Below are 19,421 nucleotides of genomic sequence, written 5' to 3'. Positions count from 1 at the left end.
CGGTGCTTGCCCCAGACCTCCGGATCCCGACAGGAGAAGCTCCACCATGGCACGTCTCGTTGGTGTCGACCTCCCGCGCGACAAGCGCGTCGAGGTCGCCCTGACCTACATCTTCGGAGTGGGTCGTACCCGGTCGCAGCAGGCGCTCGCGGCCACCGGCGTCAACCCGGACACGCGCGTGAAGGACCTCGAGGAGCGCGACCTCGTCGCGCTGCGCGACTTCATCGAGGGCAACTTCCGCATCGAGGGTGACCTGCGGCGCGAGGTCGCCGCCGACATCCGTCGCAAGGTCGAGATCGGTTCGTACGAGGGCCTGCGGCACCGCCGTGGCCTGCCCGTGCGCGGTCAGCGGACCAAGACCAACGCGCGCACCCGCAAGGGTCCGAAGCGCACCGTCGCCGGCAAGAAGAAGGTTGGTAAGTAATGCCTCCGCAGAAGCGTGCTGCGGCCGGGGCCAAGAAGGTCCGCCGCAAGGAGAAGAAGAACGTCGCTCACGGGCACGCCCACATCAAGAGCACGTTCAACAACACGATCATCTCGATCACCGACCCGACCGGGGCCGTGATCTCGTGGGCCTCCGCCGGCCAGGTCGGCTTTAAGGGCTCGCGCAAGTCGACGCCGTTCGCGGCGCAGATGGCCGCCGAGGCCGCCGCCCGCCGCGCCATGGAGCACGGCATGCGCAAGGTCGACGTCTTCGTCAAGGGCCCCGGCTCCGGTCGCGAGACCGCGATCCGCTCGCTCACCGCGACCGGCCTCGAGGTCGGCGCGATCAGCGACGTCACGCCCTCGCCGCACAACGGCGTCCGCCCGCCCAAGCGCCGTCGCGTCTGACGCCCGACCCGGAGACAAGGACTAAGCCATGGCCCGCTACACCGGCCCCATCACCAAGAAGTCCCGACGGCTCAAGGTCGACCTCGTCGGCGGCGACAAGAACTTCGACCTCCGTCCCTTCCCGCCCGGCCAGCACGGCCGCCGCCGGATCCAGGAGAAGGAGTACCTGACCCAGCTGCAGGAGAAGCAGAAGGCCCGCTTCACCTACGGCGTCATGGAGAAGCAGTTCGTCCGCTACTACAAGGAGGCGGCCAACCGCCCCGGCAAGTCGGGCGACAACCTGCTGACCATCCTCGAGTCGCGCCTCGACAACGTCGTGTACCGCGCCGGCCTCGCCCGCACCCGCCGGGCGGCCCGCCAGCTCGTCACGCACGGCCACTTCGAGGTCAACGGCCACCGCGTCGACGTCCCGTCGTACCGCGTGGAGCAGTTCGACATCGTCACCGTGCGCGAGCAGAGCCGCAGCACCTTCCCGTTCGAGCTGGCCCGCCAGACGTACGGCGAGCGCCCGATCCCGGCCTGGATGCAGGTCGTCGAGGGCACGCTGCAGATCCTCATCCACCAGCTGCCGACCCGGGCCCAGATCGACACGGTCCTCACCGAGCAGCTCATCATCGAGTACTACTCGAAGAACTGACCCCCGACGTGCCGTGCGCCCCCCGGGGCGCACGGCGCGCGGTGGTCACCCGCCGCCCCCCGGACCGAGCGGGGGCGGTGTCGCACACGGCGTCATATGGCGGTCGCCGTGGGAAGGAAGAAGAACAGTGCTCATCGCACAGCGTCCCGTGCTCTCCGAGGAGACGGTCAGCGAGAACCGCAGCCGTTTCACGATCGAGCCGCTCGAGCCCGGCTTCGGCTACACGCTCGGCAACACCCTGCGCCGCACCCTGCTCTCGAGCATCCCGGGCGCGGCCGTCACCTCGATCCGCATCGACGGTGTCCTCCACGAGTTCCAGACCATCCCGGGCTGCAAGGAGGACGTCACCGAGGTCATCCTCAACCTCAAGACCCTCGTCGTCTCCTCCGAGCACGACGAGCCGGTCGTGATGTACCTGCGCAAGCAGGGCCCCGGCGACGTCACCGCCGCCGACATCCAGCCCCCGGCCGGTGTCGAGGTGCACAACCCCGACCTGCACATCGCGACGCTCAACGGCAAGGGCAAGATCGAGATGGAGCTGACCGTCGAGCGCGGTCGCGGCTACGTCTCGGCCGCGCAGAACAAGTCGGGCGACGCCGAGATCGGCCGCATCCCGGTCGACTCGATCTACAGCCCGGTGCTCATGGTCAAGTACGCCGTCGAGGCCACCCGCGTCGAGCAGCGCACCGACTTCGACAAGCTCGTCGTCGACGTCGAGACCAAGAACTCGATCCTCCCGCGCGACGCCATGGCCTCGGCCGGCAAGACGCTGGTGGAGCTCTTCGGCCTCGTCCGCGAGCTCAACGTCGAGGCCGAGGGCATCGACATGGGCCCGTCGCCGACGGACGCCGCCCTGGCCGCCGACCTCGCGCTGCCCATCGAGGACCTCGACCTCACGGTCCGGTCCTACAACTGCCTCAAGCGCGAGGGCATCCACACGGTCGGCGAGCTGGTCGGCCGCAGCGAGGCCGACCTGCTCGACATCCGCAACTTCGGTGCGAAGTCGATCGACGAGGTCAAGGCCAAGCTCGTCGGCATGGGTCTGGCCCTCAAGGACAGCCCGCCCGGGTTCGACCCCAGCGCCATCGTCGACGGCTACGGCGACGACGACGACTACGACGCCTCGGACGACGGCCGCGCCTTCGCCGAGGACGAGCAGCTCTGACGCGCCTTCCCCCGACCTCGTCCCCAGACCTTCGGTAACAGGAGTAACCCATGCCCACGCCCACCAAGGGCCCCCGTCTCGGTGGCGGTCCCGCGCACGAGCGGCTCATGCTGGCGAACCTCGCCACCGCGCTGTTCGAGCACGACCAGATCACGACCACCGAGGCCAAGGCGAAGCGGCTGCGCCCGCTGGCCGAGCGGCTCATCACCTTCGCCAAGCGCGGCGACCTGCACTCGCGTCGTCGCGTGCTGACCGTCGTGCGGGACAAGGGTGTCGTCCACCGCCTCTTCACCGAGATCGCTCCCGACATGGAGCAGCGCCCCGGTGGCTACACCCGCATCACCAAGGTGGGTCCCCGCAAGGGTGACAACGCCCCCATGGCCGTCATCGAGCTCGTCCGCGAGCCGCTGTCGGCCAAGCAGGCGGCCGTGAAGGAGGCCGAGGCGGCCACCCGTCGCGCGGCCACCACGCAGGACGCCCCCGTCACCGAGGCGCAGGTCGACGAGGCCGCCGCCGAGGCGCCGGGCGCCCCGCAGGACGCCGAGGCGACCGAGTACGGCGAGGGCTCGGCCGCCCCGCTCGAGGACGGCTCCGCCCCCGAGGGCTACCCCGTCAAGGGCAACAAGGACTCGATGAAGTACCACGAGCCCGACGGTCAGTGGTTCGCCCAGACCGTGGCCGAGGTCTACTTCGACACGGCCGAGTCCGCCGAGAAGGCCGGCTTCACCAAGGCCGGCAGCGAGGGCTGACACGCTCCGCACGACGACGACGCCCCGCCCGGGTCACCGGGCGGGGCGTCGCCGCGTCTAGAGCTCGACGGTGCCGCCGGCGCGCCAGTAGCGCCCGTCGCGGCGCTCGAGGAAGCCCTCCTCGACGAGGTAGCGGCGCAGCGCCGCGACGTCGGGGTGGAACGCTCGCAGCACCGCGTTGACGGTGCTCTCCTCGTAGGTGCGGCCGATGGCGAAGCGCTGGGCGAGGTGGTCGAGGACGACCAGCCGCTTGCCGATCCGCGTGGGGATGTCGCGCAGGGACCCGTCGGGGGCGAGGAACGCGGCGAGTACCCGGTCCCGGTCCTGCTGGGCGTGCTCGAGGCGGGGGCGGTCCACGGACGGCGACGATACGGTGGAGGACATGGACGCCACCACCGTGTTCCTCGAGACCTTCGGCCGGGTGCCGGAGCTCGTGCGCTCCGCCGTCGAGGGCCTCGACGAGGACGCGCTCGCCTGGCGCCCGGACGCCGAGGCCAACCCCGTCGGCTGGTTGGTGTGGCACCTCAGCCGGGTCCAGGACGACCACGTCGCGGGCTCCGCGCAGGCGCTGGGGATGGAGGACCACGCCGGACAGGCCTGGCACGACGGCTTCGCCGAGCGCTTCGACCTCGGGGTCGGTGACGCGGTCGGCTACGGGATGTCGGCCGACGAGGTCGCCCGCGTCCGCGTGGGTGCCGACCTGCTGCTGGACTACCACCGCGCCGTCCACGAGCGCACCGAGGCGTTCCTGCGCGCGCTCGGCCGTGACGACTGGGAGCGCGTCGTCGACGAGGACTGGGACCCGCCGGTCACCGTCCTCGTCCGGGTCGCCAGCGTCCTCGGCGACGTCACGCAGCACGTCGGCCAGGCCGCCTACGTGCGCGGGCTGCTCGACCGGCGGTGACGGCCGGCGACCCCACCCTGCGGGTCCGGCTCGACCTTGCGTACGACGGCACCGGGTTCGCCGGGTGGGCGGCGCAGCCGGGTCTGCGCACCGTCGAGGGGGTCCTCGGCGAGGCCCTCACGACGGTCCTGCGCGCCCCGGACCCGGTGCGGCTCACCGTCGCCGGGCGCACGGACGCCGGCGTGCACGCCCGTGGGCAGGTCGCCCACGCCGACGTCGACGCCGAGGCCTGGGCGGCGCTGCCGGGGCGCTCGGACCGCGCACCGCAGGACGCCGCGGTGACCCGGCTCGCCGGGGTGCTGCCGCCCGACGTCGTCGTCCGCCGGACGGCACCGGCCCCGGAGGGCTTCGACGCCCGCTTCTCGGCGACGTCGCGCCGGTACGCCTACCGGCTCGCCGACCCCGACTCGCTCCACGACCCGCTGCGCCGGCTGGACACGGTGCGGCACCGCCGAGCGCTCGACGTCGCCGCGATGGACGAGGCGGCGCGGGCGCTGCTCGGGCTGCACGACTTCGCGGCCTTCTGCCGGCGCCGTGAGGGCGCGACGACCGTGCGCACCCTGCTGACCTACGGCTGGGCCCGCGACGACGACGGCGTCCTCGTCGGCACCGTCGTGGCCGACGCGTTCTGCCACTCCATGGTGCGCGCCCTCGTCGGGGCCGTCGTGCCCGTGGGGGAGGGGCGCAGACCCACCGGCTGGCCCGCCCGGGTGCTCGGCGCCCGCGTGCGGGACACCGGGGTCGTCGTCATGCCGCCGCACGGCCTCAGCCTCGAGGAGGTCGTCTACCCGCCCGACGGTGACCTGGCCGCCCGGGCGCGGGAGGCGCGCGCCGTACGGACGCTGTGAGGGCGACCCGGCCGACCACCGACGAAATGCCGTGGGCGGGGCGCCCCGTCGTCTGTGAGACTGACCGGTCGTGGGACACGTGGACCTGGCCGGGATCGGCTACGCCCTGCCGGACGGCACTCCTCTGCTCGACGACGTCTCGCTGCGCGTCGGCGAGGGCGCGCGCGTCGCGCTCGTGGGACCGAACGGCGCCGGCAAGACGACGCTGACCCGGATCGTCTCCGGCGACCTGGTGCCCCACGAGGGCGCGGTCACCCGCAGCGGCGGTCTCGGCGTCATGCGTCAGTTCGTCGGGCAGGTGCGCGACGAGTCCACCGTGCGCGACCTGCTGCTCACCGTCGCCCCGGACAAGATCCGCCGCGCGGCCGCCGAGGTCGACCGCACCGAGCTGCTGATGATGGAGCAGGAGACCGAGGCGGTCCAGATGGCCTACGCCCAGGCGCTCGCCGACTGGGGCGACGCCGGCGGTTACGAGGCCGAGACGCTGTGGGACACCTGCACCGTCGCCGCGCTCGGCGTGCCGTGGGAGAAGGCGCAGTGGCGCGGTGTCACCACCCTGTCGGGCGGCGAGCAGAAGCGGCTGGTCCTCGAGGCCCTGCTGCGGGGGCCGGAGGAGGTGCTGCTGCTCGACGAGCCGGACAACTACCTCGACGTCCCCGGCAAGCAGTGGCTCGAGGAGCAGCTCGTCGCCTCGCCCAAGACGGTGCTCTTCATCAGCCACGACCGCGAGCTGCTCGGCCGGGTCGCGACCCGCGTCGCCACCCTCGAGCCGGGGGCGGCGGGCTCGCGGCTGTGGGTGCACCCCGGCCCCTTCTCGACCTACCACCAGGCGCGGGTGGACCGGATGGCCCGGCTCGAGGAGCTGCGCAAGCGGTGGGACGAGGAGTACGCCAAGCTCAAGGCCCTCGTCCTGATGTACAAGACGAAGTCGGCCTTCAACGACGGGATGGCCTCGCGCTACCAGGCCGCGCAGACCCGGCTCGCCAAGTTCGTCGAGGCCGGGCCGCCGGAGGAGCTGCCCCGCCAGCAGAACGTCACGATGCGGCTGCGCGGCGGTCGGACGGCCAAGCGCGCAGTCGTCGCGCAGGGGCTCGAGCTGACCGGCCTCATGCAGCCCTTCGACCTCGAGGTCTGGTACGGCGAGCGGGTGGCCGTGCTCGGCTCGAACGGCTCCGGCAAGTCGCACTTCCTGCGGCTTCTCGCCGCCGGCGGCAGCGACCCGGACCGCGAGCACCGGCCCGTCGGCGACGTGCGCCCGGACCCGGTCGCGCACACCGGCGTCGTGCGGCTCGGGTCGCGCGTGCGGCCGGGCTGGTTCGCCCAGACCCACGCCCACCCGACGCTGCTCGGGCGGACCCTGCTCGAGGTGCTGCACCGCGGCGACGAGCACCGCGACGGCAAGCCGCGCGAGGAGGCGGCCCGGGCGCTGGACCGCTACGAGCTGGCCCGCGCCGGGGAGCAGCACTTCGACCAGCTCTCCGGCGGTCAGCAGGCGCGCTTCCAGATCCTCCTGCTCGAGCTGTCCGGGGCGACCCTGCTGCTCCTCGACGAGCCGACCGACAACCTCGACCTCGACTCGGCCGAGGCGCTCGAGGAGGGCCTGGAGGCCTTCGACGGCACCGTCGTCGCGGTCACCCACGACCGGTGGTTCGCCCGCGGGTTCGACCGCTTCCTCGTCTTCCGCTCCGACGGCCGGGTCGTCGAGACCCCGGAGCCGGTCTGGGACGAGACGCGGGTCGTCCGACGCCGGTGAGCGGTCAGGCGCAGGGGTCGCCCACGTCGTAGGTGGCCGACGTCGGGCCGACGAGGACGATGCCCGGGTCGGCGGTCACCTCGACGAGGTGCCGGCCGCGGGGCAGGACGACGTCCACCGTGCCCAGCCCGTCCAGCACGTCGACGCCGTCCACCCACCAGTGCAGGCCGGCCTGCGAGACGCCGTACAGGATCGCGGGGCCGGGGGTCCCGCCCGGGCAGGCCCCTTCCTGGACGTACCAGGAGACCGCGACGGTCACCGGGGGCGGGGCCGGGGGCGGGCACTCCGCGGTCTCGCCGCCCGGGTCGTCGTCGTGGTGATCCGCCACGGGGACCAGCTCGGGGCGGGCACCCACTGACCGGTCGCGTCGAGGACCCAGCGGCGGCGGCGCACCTGCGTGGTCGTCGTCGTCGTGCCGGTGCCGCCGGTCGCCGCGGCGGCGCAGTCGCTCGTGACGAGCGTGCGCGTCTCGCGCTGCGCCGGGGGTGCCGAGGTGGTGGAGGTGGTGGCCCGGGCGGCGGGGACGTCGAGCGCGACGAGCGCGGCCAGGGCGACGAGGGCGACGAGGGCGACGAGGGGGCGGGGGCGCGGGGGACGGCGCACGGAGGGCTCCGGTGGGGTGGGGAGGGGAGCGACGTCGGGACGAGGGGGAGGACGACGCCCCTCGATGGTCCCGGACCTCCTGCTTGAAAGCCACTAATCGGACAGCACTGTCATCCCGGTGTCACGAGCGCGCCGGCGACCCCCCACGGGTCGCCGGCGCGCCGATCAGTGCCCCTCAGCGCTCGTCGTCGCGGGAGCCGTCGTGCCCGCGGGGAGGGGGGCCGTCGCGGTGGTACTCGACGCCGGTGACCGGGTCGATCGCGGTCGCGCCGGGCGGGAGGTTGGACAGGTCCGGCGCGATGACCGTGCGCTCCACCGTGTCCGGCAGCCGGGTGCCGACGGGGCGGCCGCCACCGCCGACGAGGACGAGGTCGCCGTCCTTGCGCCGGGGCAGGGTCACGCCTCGGAAGTAGTCGGGCTGGAGAGCGTTCCACACCACCATGAGCACCACGCCGAGCAGCAGCGAGCCGATGCCGATGACGAAGACGCCACCGATGCCGAAGAACGTGGTCGACCCGTAGTCGGGGGCGGCGTACTGCACGGAGGCGACGACGAAGGCGCCGAGCAGGAGCAGGCCGCCGAGGAGCGGGAAGACGCCCTGCATGACGATGTCGCGCGGGCTCGACCACATCGTGCGGCGGTAGAACCACGCGCAGGCGAAGCCGGTCAGGCCGTAGTAGAAGGCGATCATCAGCCCGACCGCGGCGATGGTGTCACCGAGGACCTTGTCGCTGACGAGGGTCAGCCCCACGTAGAAGGCGATCGAGACCGCGCCCATCCACAGCGTCGAGTCGGTCGGGGTGAGGTAGCGCGGGTGGATCCGGGCGAAGCGCTCGGGCAGCGCCTTGAACGCGGCCATCGACAGGGCGGTCCGCGCGGTCGGCAGGATCGTCGTCTGGGTGCTGGCGGCCGAGGAGGTGAGCACGCAGATCGCGAGCAGGTGGACCATGATCCAGCCCACCGCGCCGCCGCCGAAGACGTCGTGCCCCATCGCCGCGAACACGTCGTCGGCGTTGTCGGCGTTGCCGAGGCCGATCCCGGAGTCACCGACGCCGGCGAAGGCGATCGTCGCGACCGAGACCAGGGCGTAGGTCAGGAGCAGCAGCACCGTGGAGATGATCGCGGCGCGCCCCGGGGTCCGGGCCGGGTCGTCCGACTCCTCGTTGACCGCGACGGCGGAGTCCCAGCCCCAGTAGATGAAGACGGCGATGAGGATCGCGGTGACGAAGGCGCTGCCGGTCAGGCCGGCGGGGGAGAGCCAGTCCAGCGATGGGCGCAGCCCCGACGGCGCGCCGCCGGCGTAGACCTTGACGAGGGCGAAGCCGGCGAAGGCGATGAGGGTGACGACCTCGAGACCGAGCAGCACGTACTGCAGCCGGGCCGAGACCTCGATGCCGCGCCAGCAGATCCACGTCATGATGACGATCCACACGACGCCGGCCACCGTCGACCACGTCGTGTCCGCGGCGAGCGAGTCGAGCCCGACGAGGGTGAAGGAGTAGGAGCCCGCGATCGCCGCGAGGTTCGCCATGACGATGACGTCGGCGATGATGATGCCCCAGCCGCCCATCCAGCCCACCCGGGTGCCGAACGCCCGGGCCGCCCAGGTGAAGGTGGTCCCGCAGTCGGGCTCGGCCTTGTTCAGCTCGGCGTAGGCCACGGCGATGAAGTACATCGGCACGAAGGCCAGCACCATGATCAGCGGCGCCTTGACGCCGACGATGCCGTCACCGTTGGCCGTCGTCACGACGAAGCCGAGGCTGGCGGCCAGGCTGTAGGCGGGCGCCGTGGAGGCGACGCCCACGACGATCGAGCCGAGCAGGCCGAGGGCGCCGACCTTGAGGCCCTTGCTCGCCCGGCTCTCGCCGGCGGTGGCCACGGGGGCGGTGGCGGTCATGTCTCCTCCTCCTGCCGAGGTCGGGGGCTCGGCCGGTGGGTGGAGCGTAGACCCGCAATCCCTTGCGTGGGGAGACTCACGGCACGAAATCCGTCAGAAACATGCCTCGTGGAGAAGGATTCGGACGGTCTCGCCCGGTCTGACCTGCGACATCCGGTCCACCGAGGACCCGGTGAGGACGGCCACGACGGGGTAGCCGCCGGTCGTCGGGTGGTCCCGGCCCATGACGATCGGCCGCCCGTCCGGCGGCACCTGGACCGACCCCGGGACCATCGGCTCGCTGAGCAGCTCGTCGGTGCGTGCCCGGGGGAGCTCCGGCCCGTCGAGCCGCACGCCCACCCGGTCGCCGTCGCCGGCCACCCACCGGGTGCGACCGAGCAGCGGGAGGGCGCCGGGCGCGAACCAGTCGTGCCGTGGCCCGACGATCGCGGTCACCGTCGTCACCCCGCCCGGTGGCGGGGTCCAGCCACCCGCGGCGGCGACGGACGGGTCGCCGTACGGCGGCGTGCTGCGGGGCCCGCGGACCGCGAGGACGTCCCCCGCCGCGACCGGGGGCGGCCCGAGCCGGGGGACGGGTGAGGTGCCGGCGCTGCCGAGGACGGGGGCGACGTCGAGGCCGCCGGCGACGGCGAGGTAGCTGCGCAGCCCGGCGACGGGCGCGCCGAGGGCGAGGACCTGCCCGTCGGCGAGCCGGACCGGGGCGGCGAACGCGGCGGGGTGCCCGTCGACCGTCACCGGCCCCGGCGCCCCCGTGACGGCGACCACCTGCGCGCCGCGCGCCCGCACGGCGAGCCCCCCGAGGAGGACCTCGAGGAGGGGGCGGCCCGCGTCGTCGCCGACCAGGCGCCCGGCCAGCGCGGCGGACCGCCGGTCGGCGGCGCCGCCCACCGGGACGCCGATCGCGGCGTGGCCCGGACGGCCCCGGTCCTGGACGAGGACCTGCGGCCCGACGGCGAGCACCTCGAGGGCGCCGCTCACCGGACGGCCTCGAAGCGGACCCGGCGCCCGGGCACGAGCAGCGCGGGCGGGTCGCGGTCGGGGTCCCAGACGGCGAGGTCCGTGGTGCCGACCAGCTGCCACCCGCCGGCCGAGGCGCCCGGGTAGACGGCCGACCACGGCCCGGCCAGCGCGACGGCGCCGGCGGGGACGCGGGTGCGCGGGGTCGGCCGGCGGGGGACGGGGTCGCTCGTCCAGACCCGGGCGCGCGCGCCGTCGACGGGCACGAGGTAGCCGAAGCCCGGGGCGAACCCGCAGAACTCGACCTCCCACTCCTGCCCGGTGTGGCGCCGGACCACGTCCGCGACGTCACCGCGGAGGACGCGCGCCACGTCCGCGAGGTCGGGGCCGTCGTACCGGACCGGGACGGTGAGCACGTCGGCGGCCGGCGGCTCGGGGGCGTCGGTGGGGCGCAGGCGCCGTACGGCGTCGACGAGCGCCGACAGGGCCGCCGGCCGGTCCGCCCGGACGAGCACGGTCACCGCCCCCGGCACGACCTCGGCGAGCCCGGGCAGCGCCGCCGCGCGGACCGCGGCCTCCCAGCGGCGCCGGGCGCGGCCGTCGGCGAGCTCGACGAGCACGGCGTCCTCGCCGCACCGGCGCAGGGCGACGACGTCGCCGGTCACGGGCGCGCGAAGGCGCGCAGGGTCACCCCGGCCGCCTCCAGGGCGGCCCGCACCGCCCGGGCGCTCGCGGCCGCGCCGGGGGTGTCGCCGTGCAGGCACACCGACGCGGCCCCCACCGGGACGTCGACGCCGTCGACGGAGCGCACGACCCCCTCGGTGACGAGGCGCACGACCCGGTCGGCGACCTGCCGCGGGTCCTCGACGAGGGCGCCGGGGAGCGAGCGGGGGACGAGCGTGCCCTCGGCGGTGTAGCCGCGGTCGGCGAAGGCCTCGGGGACCGCGCGCAGCCCGGCCCCGGCGGCCCGCTCCAGCAGCACCGAGCCGGGCAGGCCGAGGAGCGGGAGGCGGCCGGGGTGGGCGGCCACCGCGGCGACGACGGCGGCGGCCTGCTCCTCGTGGTGGACGACGGTGTTGTAGAGGGCCCCGTGCGGCTTGACGTAGGTGACGGCCGTGCCGCAGGAGCGGGCGATCCCGTCCAGCGCGCCGAGCTGGTAGAGCACGTCGGCGAAGAGGTCGTCGGGGGAGACGTCGACGAACCGGCGGCCGAAGCCGGCCAGGTCGCGGTAGCCGACCTGGGCCCCGACGGCCACGCCCCGCCGCGCGGCGGCGCGGCAGGTCGCGACGAGGGTCGCGGGGTCGCCCGCGTGGAAGCCGCAGGCGACGTTCGCGCTCGTCACCACCTCGAGCAGCGCGTCGTCGTCCCCGAGCCGCCAGCGGCCGAAGGACTCCCCGAGGTCGGCGTTGAGGTCGATGAGCGCGCCGGGTGACGTCATCCCGGGAGGATTGTTCAACAAGATCGCGCCTGTCAAGATGTCGCCCGTGCCGACGCCGCCCCCCGGGGGCCCTCCCGCCCTCGACGCCGTGGTCGACCGGCTGCGCCAGTCCGTCCTCGACGGGCTGCGCCGCCCCGGCGACCGCCTCGACGAGACCCGGCTCGGGCGCGAGCTGGGGGTCAGCCGCAACACGCTGCGCGAGGCCTTCCGCGTCCTGGCCCACGAGCACCTGCTCGAGCACCGTCCGCACCGGGGGGTCTTCGTGCGCCGGCTCGGGGCGCGCGAGGCGCGCGACGTCTACGCCACGAGGCGGCTGCTCGAGTGCGGTGCGCTGCGCGAGGCGGCCGTCCGGGCGGCGGAGGTGGCCGCGGATCCCGTGCGGGCGCAACGACTGCACGCCGAGTGGGTGCCGGTCCTGGCCGACGTCGGTGGCGCGGTGGCGGCGGGGGAGGAGGCCCGGGCGACGGGCGAGTGGGAGGCGGTCGGCACCGCGAACGGTCGCTTCCACCTGGCCCTCGCCCGGCTCGCCGGCAACGACGTCGTCGACCGCACGCTGCGCGGGCTGCTCACCGAGATGCGGCTGCTCTTCGTCGACGTGGCCGGGGCGCGCGCCGTCCACGAGCCCTACCTGGAGGACAACGCCCGGATCGCGGCGCTCGTCGCGGCGGGCGAGCTGGTCCGGGCCGCCGTGGTCCTCGAGGAGTACCTGCTGCGCGCCGAGCGGCACCTCGTCGGACTGCACGCGAGCGACTCCTGACCCCGACCTCTTGTCAGGGTTGTTGAACAACTCCTAGAGTGCCGCGTCATGTGGGTTCTTCTCGCCGTCGCGGTCGTCGTCGTAGGTTTCGCCCTCCGGCTCAACGCGATGCTCGTCGTCACCGTCGCGGGGGTCGTCGCCGGCCTCATCGCGCACCTCAGCCCGCTGCGGATCGTCGAGGCCTTCGGCACCGGCTTCGCCGGCAGCCGGTCCGTCACCGTCTTCGTCGTCGTCCTGCCGGTCATCGGGCTCGTCGAGCGCTACGGCCTGCAGCACCAGGCCCGCCGCCTCATCGGCCGGCTCGCGGGTCTGACCGCCGGCCGGCTGCTCGCCGCCTACCTGCTCGTGCGCCAGCTGACCGCGGCCCTCGGGCTGACCGCGGTCGGCGGCCCGGCGCAGGCGGTGCGGCCCATCGTGGCGCCGATGACCGAGGCGGCCGCCGAGCGCGTGCACGGGCCCCTGCCGGAACGGGCGCGCGAGAAGGTCCGCTCCTACGCCGCGTCGGCCGACACCGTCGGGCTGTTCTTCGGCGAGGACATCTTCGTCGCCGTCGGCTCGATCCTGCTCATCACCGGCTTCGTCGACACGACGTACGGGCTCAAGCTCGACGCCCTGCAGATCGCGCTGTGGGCGATCCCCAGCGCGGTCATCGCGCTCGTCGTCCACGGCACCCGGATGCTCTGGCTCGACCGGGTGCTCGGCCGCTGGGTGGCGGCCGAGCGACCCGAGCCCGCCCCGGCCGGGGAGGTGGCCCGGTGATCAAGGTCGAGTGGGTCTACTGGCTCGTCGCCGCGGTCTTCCTCGTCGTCGCCGTCCTGCGGCTGAGCGACCGGAGCGACCCCAAGCGGCTCGGCAGCGCGGCCTTCTGGGCGGTCCTCGCCTTCACCTTCGTCTACGGCACGTACGTCGTCGCGAAGACCGCCCCGCCCGTGATCGAGGGCGTCGCCGTCCTGGTCCTCGTCGTCCTCGCCGCCCTCGGGTTCCCCGGCCGCGGCTCCACCGACACGACCACGGACGAGCAGCGGGTCGGGCTCGCCGAGCGCTTCGGCAACCGGCTCTTCGTCCCCGCGCTCGTCATCCCCGTCGTCGCCGTCCTCTTCGGGGCGGTGCTGGCCAAGGTGAGCCTCGGCGGGCGGCCGCTGCTGGAGCCGAAGTCCGAGACCATCATCGGTCTCGGCGCCGCCGCCCTCGTCGGGGTGGCGGTGGCCCTCGCGATCTTCCGCCCTCGCAGCGTCGTCGTCCCGTTCCGCGAGGGCGACCGGCTCCTCGGGCACATCGGGTGGGCGGCGATCCTGCCGCAGTTCCTCGCCACCCTCGGCCTGCTCTTCACGACCGCCGGCGTCGGCGACGCCGTCGGCAGGGTCACCCACGCCGTCCTGCCCGACGGCCAGCGGCTGCTCGCGGTCGTCGTCTACTGCCTGGGGATGGCCGTCTTCACCATCGTCATGGGCAACGCCTTCGCGGCCTTCCCGGTGATGACCGCCGCGATCGGCTGGCCGGTGCTCGTGCAGCAGTACCACGGCAACCCGCCCGCGGTCTTCGCCATCGGGATGCTCGCCGGCTTCTGCGGCACGCTCGTCACGCCGATGGCCGCCAACTTCAACCTCGTCCCCGCCGCGCTGCTGGAGCTGAAGGACCAGTACGGCCCGATCAAGGCGCAGCTGCCCACCGCCGTCCCGCTGTGGGTCGGCACCACCGCGGTCATGGCCCTCGCGGCCTTCCCGCGATGAGCGACTGGCGCCGGGACCGAGCGCCCGGCTGGGCCCGCACCGTCGTCGAGGTGCTGCGCACGACGTACCCCTATGCGGCCCAGCACGTCGCGCGCGGACCGGACGACGTCGACGTCACGCCGACCCGGCTGCACCCGTCCTTCCACGGCTCGTTCGACTGGCACTCGTCGGTGCACATGCAGTGGTCGGGCGTGCGGCTGCTCGACCTCGCGGGGGAGCACCTCGAGGACGCCGTACGGCGTGAGCTCGTCGCCGAGCTCGACGCCCGGCTCACCCCCGCGCACGTCACGGTCGAGGCGGACTACCTGCGCGCGCACCCGCACTTCGAGCGCCCCTACGGCTGGGCGTGGGCGATGATGCTGGCGGCCGCGACGACGAGCAGCGCCGTGCCGCAGGCGGCCTCGTGGGCGGAGGCGACCCGGCCGCTCGCCGACGCGGTCGCCGACCTCGTCCTCGACTGGCTGCCGCGGCTGGCCTACCCGGTGCGCAGCGGTGAGCACGCCAACACCGCGTTCGGTCTCGCGCTCGTCCACGAGGCCGCCGGCGTCCTCGGTCGGGACGACGTCGTCGCGGCGGTGGGGGAGCGGGCTGCGGACTGGTACGGCGCCGACCGCGACTACCCGGTCGCGTGGGAGCCCGGCGGGAGCGACTTCCTCTCCCCGGCGCTCAGCGAGGCCGACCTCCTGCGCCGGGTCCTGACCCCGGCCGACCTGCGGCCCTGGCTGGCCGGGTTCCTCCCCGGGCTGGGCTCCGCCGACGACCCGCTCCTGGCGCCGACCCGGGTGCTCGACCCCACGGACGGCAAGGCGGTGCACCTGCACGGCCTGAGCCTCTCGCGCGCCTGGCAGCTGCGCGGGCTGGCGCCGTCCCTGCCGGGCGTCGACGCGGCGGACGCGGACGCGCGTCGGGCCCGGGTCGAGGGGACGACCCGGGCCCGCGTGGAGCAGGTGGAGCAGGAGATCACCGGCGGCGACTTCATGTCGACCCACTGGCTGGTCTCCTTCGCCCTCCTCGCCGAGACGGCCGGCGAGCAGGGTCACTGAGGTGAGACGACCCTGCCGTTGGTGAGGGTGATCGTCTCGGTGTTGCCGGCGCCCGGGATGAGCGCGTTGATGATCGGGGTCTGCAGGCCGCAGGTGGCGAACTGCCCGATCGTGTAGGTGCCCGTGAGGGTGCCGCCGTTCGTCAGGTCGAACGTCTGCCCCTTCGGGGTGGTGGCGGGGATGACGACCGGGTCGACGGTGCGGCAGCTGTCGCCGACGAAGGCCGGGAGCCCCGCCACGGTGACGTCGCTGAGCCGCAGGTAGTAGCGCGCCTTCGAGCGCACCTTGCCCGGCAGCAGCGTGCCGGTGACCTGCCGCTTGCCGCCGGCGGGCTCGAAGGTCACGGTCGCCGTCACCGGCAGGAGGCCGAGGGCCTTGAAGGAGGTGCGCTGCGGGGGCAGCGGGAGCGAGCCGGTGAAGGTGCCGTCGCCGGAGACGACGGTCGTCAGCGTGGTCGGCCCCAGCGGGACCACGCTGCCGGTGCTCCTGACGGTCGAGGAGCCGACCGCGTCGTACAGCACGGTGATCGTCGGCCCTCCCGCCGCCTGGGCGGGGGCCGCCGCGAGGGCGAGCGCCCCCGCGGCGACCGAGCCGGCGACCGCTCCCACGAGGAACCGGCGCGGGACGCGCCGACCCCGGGTGGACCGGGTCGCGGCGCTCACGGGTTCGAGATCGACAGCTTGCCGGCGGCGGCGGTGATCTTGTACGTCGCCGCGAACGAGGCGGTGTCACCGTTGGCCACGGCGCCGAAGCAGCCGGCGACGTTGCTGATGGTGAGCGCGCCGGTGGTCGGCTTGACCTTGAGCAGCTGCTTGGTGGCGGTCGCCGTGACAGCGGCCTTGACGGTGCCGGAGACGGTGAACTTGCAGGCGCCGGCGGCGTCGCCGACGTTGGCGACGATGTTGCCGATCGTGCCCGCGGTCACGCCGGTCGCGGTCGTCGTGCCCTTGGCGTTGATGCTCCACGTGCCGACCTGGGTGACGGCCAGCTTGAGACCGGCCGGGCCGATGCAGTTGGTCCAGGTGGAGCCGGAGATGGTGCCGAGGCCGGTGCCGGAGAGCTTGGACCCGAGCTTGACCGACCCGGACGCCGTGCCCGAGTCGCAGCCGAGGTTGAGGCCCTTGGACGTCGTGAACTTGATCTGCTGACCGGCGCCGGTGGTGGCCGCGGAGTAGGCGGTCGAGCCGCTGGTGGTGGTGCCCGCCTTGACCGTGTAGGTGGTGGCGGCGAGCGCGGGGCCGGCGGACAGGACCACGGCGGAGGCGCCGGCGAGCGTGCCGACCAGGAGGGTGGTGCGACGGAGCATGGAGGGTTCCTTCCCAACATCGTCGTTCGAAGGTGTGCGATCGGTCGTGCGACCGGTGGCGTGACCCTAGGAGCGTCGGGCGCCGCCGGGGGAGGGGGCGGCGGGAACCCGCCCCGAAGTCCACTCACCTGCGCGGCCGGGCGGCGACCAGGTGGCTCAGGTGCACGGATCCCGCACGGGGGCGGGCCGGCTCGGCGCCGCCCGCTCGCCCGGCTGCCCGGCGTCGCCGTACGATCCCCGCACGCCGCGCCGGGAGCGCGGCGCGCCCGACGAGGGGCCCGGTCGGCTGGAGGTGGACGTGACGGCACGGCGCTGGCGGGCCGCGACGGCCCTCGTCGTCGCGCTCGCGGCCACGGTCGGGGGCTCGCTGCTGCCGACGAGCGCGGCCGCCGACACGGCCCCGGCGCCGGGCCTGCCGCTGTTCCACCAGGTGCAGACTCAGCTGCCGCTCGGGGAGAAGAACCCGAACAAGGTCACCGACATCCAGTTCGGCACGACCGACAGCGCCCTGGTCGCCGGGGCGGTCGACGCCGGCCGCCCGAAGCTCGCGGTGTCCCTCCCGATCAGCCTCGTCGACGTCGATCAGGTCAGCCACCAGCGCTACCAGGTGCCGTCGCCGGTGAAGAAGATCAAGCACTTCCAGACGGTCCTCAACTACGTCAACCTCGTCTACGTCCACTCGCCGGCCGGCACCGACCCGCCGTACGGCGTCCTGCCGCCGCTCACGGCGACGACCCTCGCCTTCGGCATGGTGCCGGTCCGCACGACCGTGTCCCTCGCGCAGCCGCGTGAGAACCGCACGGCCGCCGAGCCGCTCGGCACCCCGGTGCCGCTCGTCGTCAACGTCTACGAGGACACCTCGGCCTGCGGCGGGGTCTGCCCGAACGACACCAAGTACGACGTGACGATGACCGGGCAGCTGCTGCTCACCCTGCGCGACGTGCTCGTCGACGGCAAGCCGCTCGACGTCGGCAGCGCGTGCACGACGACGACGCCGGTGACGGTCTCGGTCGTGTCCAAGTTCGGTCAGCCGGACCCGACCCGGCCGCCCGGCTTCTACAGCCCCATCTTCGGGGGCGACCTCTACGGCACCCTGGCGATCCCGCCGTTCACGGGCTGCCGGGGCGCCGGCGGGGAGGACCTCTCACCCCTGTTCACCAACGCCCTGTCGGGCCCGTCCAACGCGGTGCACCTCAACCAGGGCGCCCTCGGGCAGGGCTTCCTCGGCTGCACCCCGCAGCCCGTGCTCGCCTGCCAGCGGCCGAGCCCGGTGTCGTCGCAGCCGGGCCAGGTGCCGTCGCAGCCGCCGTCGTGGACGCCGAACCTGCCCCCCGCGCCGCTGCCGCTGCTGCCGCACGCGGACGCGCCGGCACCCTGAGAGCGGCCGCCCGGTCAGCGACCGCCCATGACGCAGCGCAGGGCCAGCATGATCTCCAGCCGCACGTCGGGGTCGTCGAGCTCCGGACCGTAGGCGGCCCGCAGCCGGTTGACCCGGGCCTGCAGCGTCTGCTGGTGGTAGTGCAGGTCGCGCGCCAGCTGGCGCACGGACTTGCCGCTGGCCAGCAGGGCGTAGAGGACGGTGGCGTACTGCTCGCGGTCCTTCTCGGGCACCTGCGCGAGCGGCGCGAGCCGGCGCTCGACCAGGGAGGCGGGGCTGACGTGGTCGCCGAGCAGCAGCAGCTCGACGAGGTGCTCGTCGCAGCGCAGCACGGGGGTGCGCGGCAGCGTCGGGCTGTCGAGGTGGCTGCGGGCGGCCCGGGCGACCGCGAAGGACTCCACGGCGCGGGTCGCGGGCACGGTCGGGCCGACGACGATCCGGTCGCCGGGGCGCAGCCCGCGCGCGGCGACCTCGACGGCGGGCAGGTCCTCGGGGACGAGCAGCAGCTCGCTGAGCGGGCCCGTCGCCGGCAGGTAGCCCAGCTCGTCGAGCGGCGCGAGGGTGGCGAGCGGCTCCCGGGCCCCGACGACGCAGACGGCCGCGACCCGGGGTGGCACGACCATGCCGGTGCGGTCGGTGAACGCCTGCACGGCGTCGCGGGTCACCCCCGTGCGCAGGAAGCGGAAGATCATCGCGCGGTCGCGGCGCGGACCGCCCGGGTCGTCGGGCTGGATGCTGCGCATCCCCGCCTCGACGTGCTCGCGCAGCCGGGCCAGGTAGTCGGTGAGCATGGCGACGAGGTGCAGCGCGAGCGAGGCCTTGAGCGGGTGCCGGTCGATCATGTGCTCGAGGCGCCCGACGATGAGGCCCGACGCCTCCTCGAGCGTGCGCTGCATCGTCTCGATGGTCACGCCGTCGACGGCCATCTGGCGCCCGACCCCCGCGAAGACCGGCCCGATCTCGGCGGCCGCGCTCTGCGGGTCGGCGAGGTAGGTGGTGAACGAGGTGAAGGCCCGCTCGACGAACTCCGTCGTCGAGTTGCTCCGGCGGTTCGCCTGGTCCGTGAAGGCGGGCGCGACGTCCCGCACGAGGACGTCCACGTCGTGCACGAGGCGCTCGACGTCGACGGCCGGCAGCGCGAGGTACCACGCGTGGATCTGCGCGGCCCGGTCGGGCAGCGGAGCCGACACGGGATGGCGGCGCGGGTCGCGCACCGGCCGGGTGACCGTGCTCATCGGGGTCCTTCCTGGCTCGGCCGGGCGCGGGGACCGGCCGGCGGCCCCGCGTCTGCGCGGGACCTGACCATTTGACCATAGGCGCCTGGACGGATCCGGCCAGTTGACCGGATCACGTGACCGGTCCGTCCGGTCATCTGCACCCGGTCGCCTCCTGGACACCGTGTGGATGACCGGACGTTGCTACCGC

General features: G+C 74.2%; 23 protein-coding genes. 13 read left to right on the top strand and 10 right to left on the bottom strand.

The genetic code is table 11. From position 1 onward, the window contains the following. The first annotated feature begins 46 nt into the window (after positions 1–46). From rpsM to rplQ, 5 genes are all read left to right on the top strand, one after another. Positions 47–424, top strand: coding sequence for a 30S ribosomal protein S13 (gene rpsM, locus FB458_RS02590; protein ID WP_141846519.1), 378 nt, complete (start codon positions 47–49; stop codon positions 422–424). Beyond that, positions 424–831, top strand: coding sequence for a 30S ribosomal protein S11 (gene rpsK, locus FB458_RS02585; RefSeq protein WP_141846517.1), 408 nt, complete (start codon positions 424–426; stop codon positions 829–831). The genes rpsM and rpsK overlap by 1 nt, the downstream gene beginning before the upstream one ends. 28 nt (positions 832–859) lie before the next feature. Beyond that, positions 860–1,468 carry a 30S ribosomal protein S4 gene (rpsD, locus tag FB458_RS02580; protein ID WP_141846515.1) on the top strand — a complete coding sequence of 203 codons (609 nt, stop codon included), beginning with the start codon at positions 860–862 and terminating at the stop codon, positions 1,466–1,468. A gap of 127 nt (positions 1,469–1,595) precedes the next feature. Continuing rightward, positions 1,596–2,633: a DNA-directed RNA polymerase subunit alpha gene (locus FB458_RS02575; RefSeq protein WP_141846513.1), complete on the top strand. Its 1,038-nt coding sequence runs from the start codon at positions 1,596–1,598 to the stop codon at positions 2,631–2,633. Between the two features lie 50 nt (positions 2,634–2,683). Beyond that, positions 2,684–3,382, top strand: a complete 699-nt coding sequence (rplQ, locus tag FB458_RS02570) for a 50S ribosomal protein L17, sunset domain variant (RefSeq protein WP_141846511.1) — start codon at positions 2,684–2,686, stop codon at positions 3,380–3,382. Positions 3,383–3,439: 57 nt separating this feature from the next. Here the strand turns inward: rplQ and FB458_RS02565 are convergent, their stop codons facing one another. Further along, positions 3,440–3,739 (bottom strand): DUF2087 domain-containing protein, encoded by a 300-nt coding sequence (locus FB458_RS02565; RefSeq protein ID WP_211355906.1) that lies wholly within the window; start codon positions 3,737–3,739, stop codon positions 3,440–3,442. 25 nt (positions 3,740–3,764) lie between these two features. On the opposite strand from FB458_RS02565, the gene FB458_RS02560 reads away from it, so the two are divergent. The 3 genes from FB458_RS02560 to FB458_RS02550 all read left to right on the top strand — a co-directional run bounded on the left by FB458_RS02560 (position 3,765) and on the right by FB458_RS02550 (position 6,887). Continuing rightward, positions 3,765–4,286: a mycothiol transferase gene (locus tag FB458_RS02560; protein ID WP_141846507.1), complete on the top strand. Its 522-nt coding sequence runs from the start codon at positions 3,765–3,767 to the stop codon at positions 4,284–4,286. Between the two features lie 17 nt (positions 4,287–4,303). After that, positions 4,304–5,134, top strand: a complete 831-nt coding sequence (gene truA, locus FB458_RS02555; protein WP_141850281.1) for a tRNA pseudouridine(38-40) synthase TruA — start codon at positions 4,304–4,306, stop codon at positions 5,132–5,134. A 70-nt stretch (positions 5,135–5,204) separates the two neighbouring features. Beyond that, a complete protein-coding gene (locus FB458_RS02550) occupies positions 5,205–6,887 on the top strand; it encodes an ABC-F family ATP-binding cassette domain-containing protein (protein ID WP_141846505.1) in 1,683 nt (560 codons plus the stop codon). A 4-nt stretch (positions 6,888–6,891) separates the two neighbouring features. On the opposite strand, the gene FB458_RS02545 is transcribed toward FB458_RS02550, so the two are convergent. The 6 genes from FB458_RS02545 to FB458_RS02520 all read right to left on the bottom strand — a co-directional run bounded on the left by FB458_RS02545 (position 6,892) and on the right by FB458_RS02520 (position 11,782). After that, a complete protein-coding gene (locus tag FB458_RS02545) occupies positions 6,892–7,146 on the bottom strand; it encodes a hypothetical protein (RefSeq protein ID WP_141846503.1) in 255 nt (84 codons plus the stop codon). Next, positions 7,143–7,490 carry a hypothetical protein gene (locus FB458_RS02540; protein ID WP_141846501.1) on the bottom strand — a complete coding sequence of 116 codons (348 nt, stop codon included), beginning with the start codon at positions 7,488–7,490 and terminating at the stop codon, positions 7,143–7,145. Before FB458_RS02540 ends, FB458_RS02545 begins: the two co-directional genes overlap by 4 nt. 175 nt (positions 7,491–7,665) lie before the next feature. Continuing rightward, positions 7,666–9,387 (bottom strand): APC family permease, encoded by a 1,722-nt coding sequence (locus FB458_RS02535; RefSeq protein WP_141846499.1) that lies wholly within the window; start codon positions 9,385–9,387, stop codon positions 7,666–7,668. Between the two features lie 93 nt (positions 9,388–9,480). Continuing rightward, positions 9,481–10,365: a 5-oxoprolinase subunit C family protein gene (locus FB458_RS02530; protein ID WP_141846497.1), complete on the bottom strand. Its 885-nt coding sequence runs from the start codon at positions 10,363–10,365 to the stop codon at positions 9,481–9,483. After that, on the bottom strand, positions 10,362–11,009 hold the full coding sequence (locus tag FB458_RS02525) for a 5-oxoprolinase subunit B family protein (protein WP_141846495.1): 648 nt from the start codon (positions 11,007–11,009) through the stop codon (positions 10,362–10,364). Before FB458_RS02525 ends, FB458_RS02530 begins: the two co-directional genes overlap by 4 nt. Beyond that, a complete protein-coding gene (locus FB458_RS02520) occupies positions 11,006–11,782 on the bottom strand; it encodes a LamB/YcsF family protein (protein ID WP_141846493.1) in 777 nt (258 codons plus the stop codon). Before FB458_RS02520 ends, FB458_RS02525 begins: the two co-directional genes overlap by 4 nt. Before the next feature lie 46 nt (positions 11,783–11,828). Between FB458_RS02520 and FB458_RS02515 the strand changes: the two genes are divergently transcribed. From FB458_RS02515 to FB458_RS02500, 4 genes are read left to right on the top strand one after another with little or no spacing between them, the layout of a single operon-like run. Then, positions 11,829–12,539 (top strand): GntR family transcriptional regulator, encoded by a 711-nt coding sequence (locus FB458_RS02515; RefSeq protein WP_170185552.1) that lies wholly within the window; start codon positions 11,829–11,831, stop codon positions 12,537–12,539. 48 nt (positions 12,540–12,587) lie between these two features. Beyond that, the gene (locus tag FB458_RS02510; RefSeq protein WP_141846489.1) at positions 12,588–13,298 is read left to right on the top strand and encodes a DUF969 domain-containing protein; all 711 of its coding nucleotides are present in this window, start codon (positions 12,588–12,590) and stop codon (positions 13,296–13,298) included. Next, a complete protein-coding gene (locus FB458_RS02505; protein WP_141846487.1) occupies positions 13,295–14,269 on the top strand; it encodes a DUF979 domain-containing protein in 975 nt (324 codons plus the stop codon). Before FB458_RS02510 ends, FB458_RS02505 begins: the two co-directional genes overlap by 4 nt. Further along, the gene (locus FB458_RS02500; protein ID WP_141846485.1) at positions 14,266–15,312 is read left to right on the top strand and encodes a DUF2891 family protein; all 1,047 of its coding nucleotides are present in this window, start codon (positions 14,266–14,268) and stop codon (positions 15,310–15,312) included. The genes FB458_RS02505 and FB458_RS02500 overlap by 4 nt, the downstream gene beginning before the upstream one ends. On the opposite strand, the gene FB458_RS02495 is transcribed toward FB458_RS02500, so the two are convergent. Next, positions 15,306–15,974: a hypothetical protein gene (locus tag FB458_RS02495; protein WP_141846483.1), complete on the bottom strand. Its 669-nt coding sequence runs from the start codon at positions 15,972–15,974 to the stop codon at positions 15,306–15,308. The two genes, FB458_RS02500 and FB458_RS02495, sit on opposite strands and share 7 nt — an antisense overlap. After that, positions 15,971–16,618, bottom strand: coding sequence for a hypothetical protein (locus tag FB458_RS02490; RefSeq protein ID WP_141846482.1), 648 nt, complete (start codon positions 16,616–16,618; stop codon positions 15,971–15,973). Before FB458_RS02490 ends, FB458_RS02495 begins: the two co-directional genes overlap by 4 nt. 160 nt (positions 16,619–16,778) lie before the next feature. Here FB458_RS02490 and FB458_RS02485 point away from each other — a divergent pair, with 160 nt between their 5' ends. Further along, positions 16,779–17,996 (top strand): hypothetical protein, encoded by a 1,218-nt coding sequence (locus FB458_RS02485; protein WP_141846480.1) that lies wholly within the window; start codon positions 16,779–16,781, stop codon positions 17,994–17,996. A 14-nt stretch (positions 17,997–18,010) separates the two neighbouring features. On the opposite strand, the gene FB458_RS02480 is transcribed toward FB458_RS02485, so the two are convergent. Beyond that, a complete protein-coding gene (locus FB458_RS02480) occupies positions 18,011–19,231 on the bottom strand; it encodes a helix-turn-helix domain-containing protein (protein ID WP_141846477.1) in 1,221 nt (406 codons plus the stop codon). Positions 19,232–19,421: the final 190 nt, after the last annotated feature.

Origin of the sequence: Lapillicoccus jejuensis (genome assembly GCF_006715055.1) — a bacterium.
In the GTDB taxonomy this organism is placed as follows: Bacteria; Actinomycetota; Actinomycetes; order Actinomycetales; family Dermatophilaceae; genus Lapillicoccus; species Lapillicoccus jejuensis.
Note: the sequence above shows the minus strand (reverse complement) of the source record. Positions and strands in the feature narration are given on the sequence as shown.

What these genes read in the sequence shown, in the direction of transcription:
- FB458_RS02500 (WP_141846485.1), top strand. Translation starts at nt 14,266, where the DNA reads ATGAGCGACTGGCGCCGGGACCGAGCGCCCGGCTGGGCCCGCACCGTC.
- FB458_RS02535 (WP_141846499.1), bottom strand. Translation starts at nt 9,387, where the DNA reads ATGACCGCCACCGCCCCCGTGGCCACCGCCGGCGAGAGCCGGGCGAGC.
- FB458_RS02520 (WP_141846493.1), bottom strand. Translation starts at nt 11,782, where the DNA reads ATGACGTCACCCGGCGCGCTCATCGACCTCAACGCCGACCTCGGGGAG.
- rplQ (WP_141846511.1), top strand. Translation starts at nt 2,684, where the DNA reads ATGCCCACGCCCACCAAGGGCCCCCGTCTCGGTGGCGGTCCCGCGCAC.
- FB458_RS02510 (WP_141846489.1), top strand. Translation starts at nt 12,588, where the DNA reads ATGTGGGTTCTTCTCGCCGTCGCGGTCGTCGTCGTAGGTTTCGCCCTC.
- FB458_RS02490 (WP_141846482.1), bottom strand. Translation starts at nt 16,618, where the DNA reads ATGCTCCGTCGCACCACCCTCCTGGTCGGCACGCTCGCCGGCGCCTCC.
- rpsM (WP_141846519.1), top strand. Translation starts at nt 47, where the DNA reads ATGGCACGTCTCGTTGGTGTCGACCTCCCGCGCGACAAGCGCGTCGAG.
- rpsK (WP_141846517.1), top strand. Translation starts at nt 424, where the DNA reads ATGCCTCCGCAGAAGCGTGCTGCGGCCGGGGCCAAGAAGGTCCGCCGC.
- rpsD (WP_141846515.1), top strand. Translation starts at nt 860, where the DNA reads ATGGCCCGCTACACCGGCCCCATCACCAAGAAGTCCCGACGGCTCAAG.
- FB458_RS02480 (WP_141846477.1), bottom strand. Translation starts at nt 19,231, where the DNA reads ATGAGCACGGTCACCCGGCCGGTGCGCGACCCGCGCCGCCATCCCGTG.
- FB458_RS02560 (WP_141846507.1), top strand. Translation starts at nt 3,765, where the DNA reads ATGGACGCCACCACCGTGTTCCTCGAGACCTTCGGCCGGGTGCCGGAG.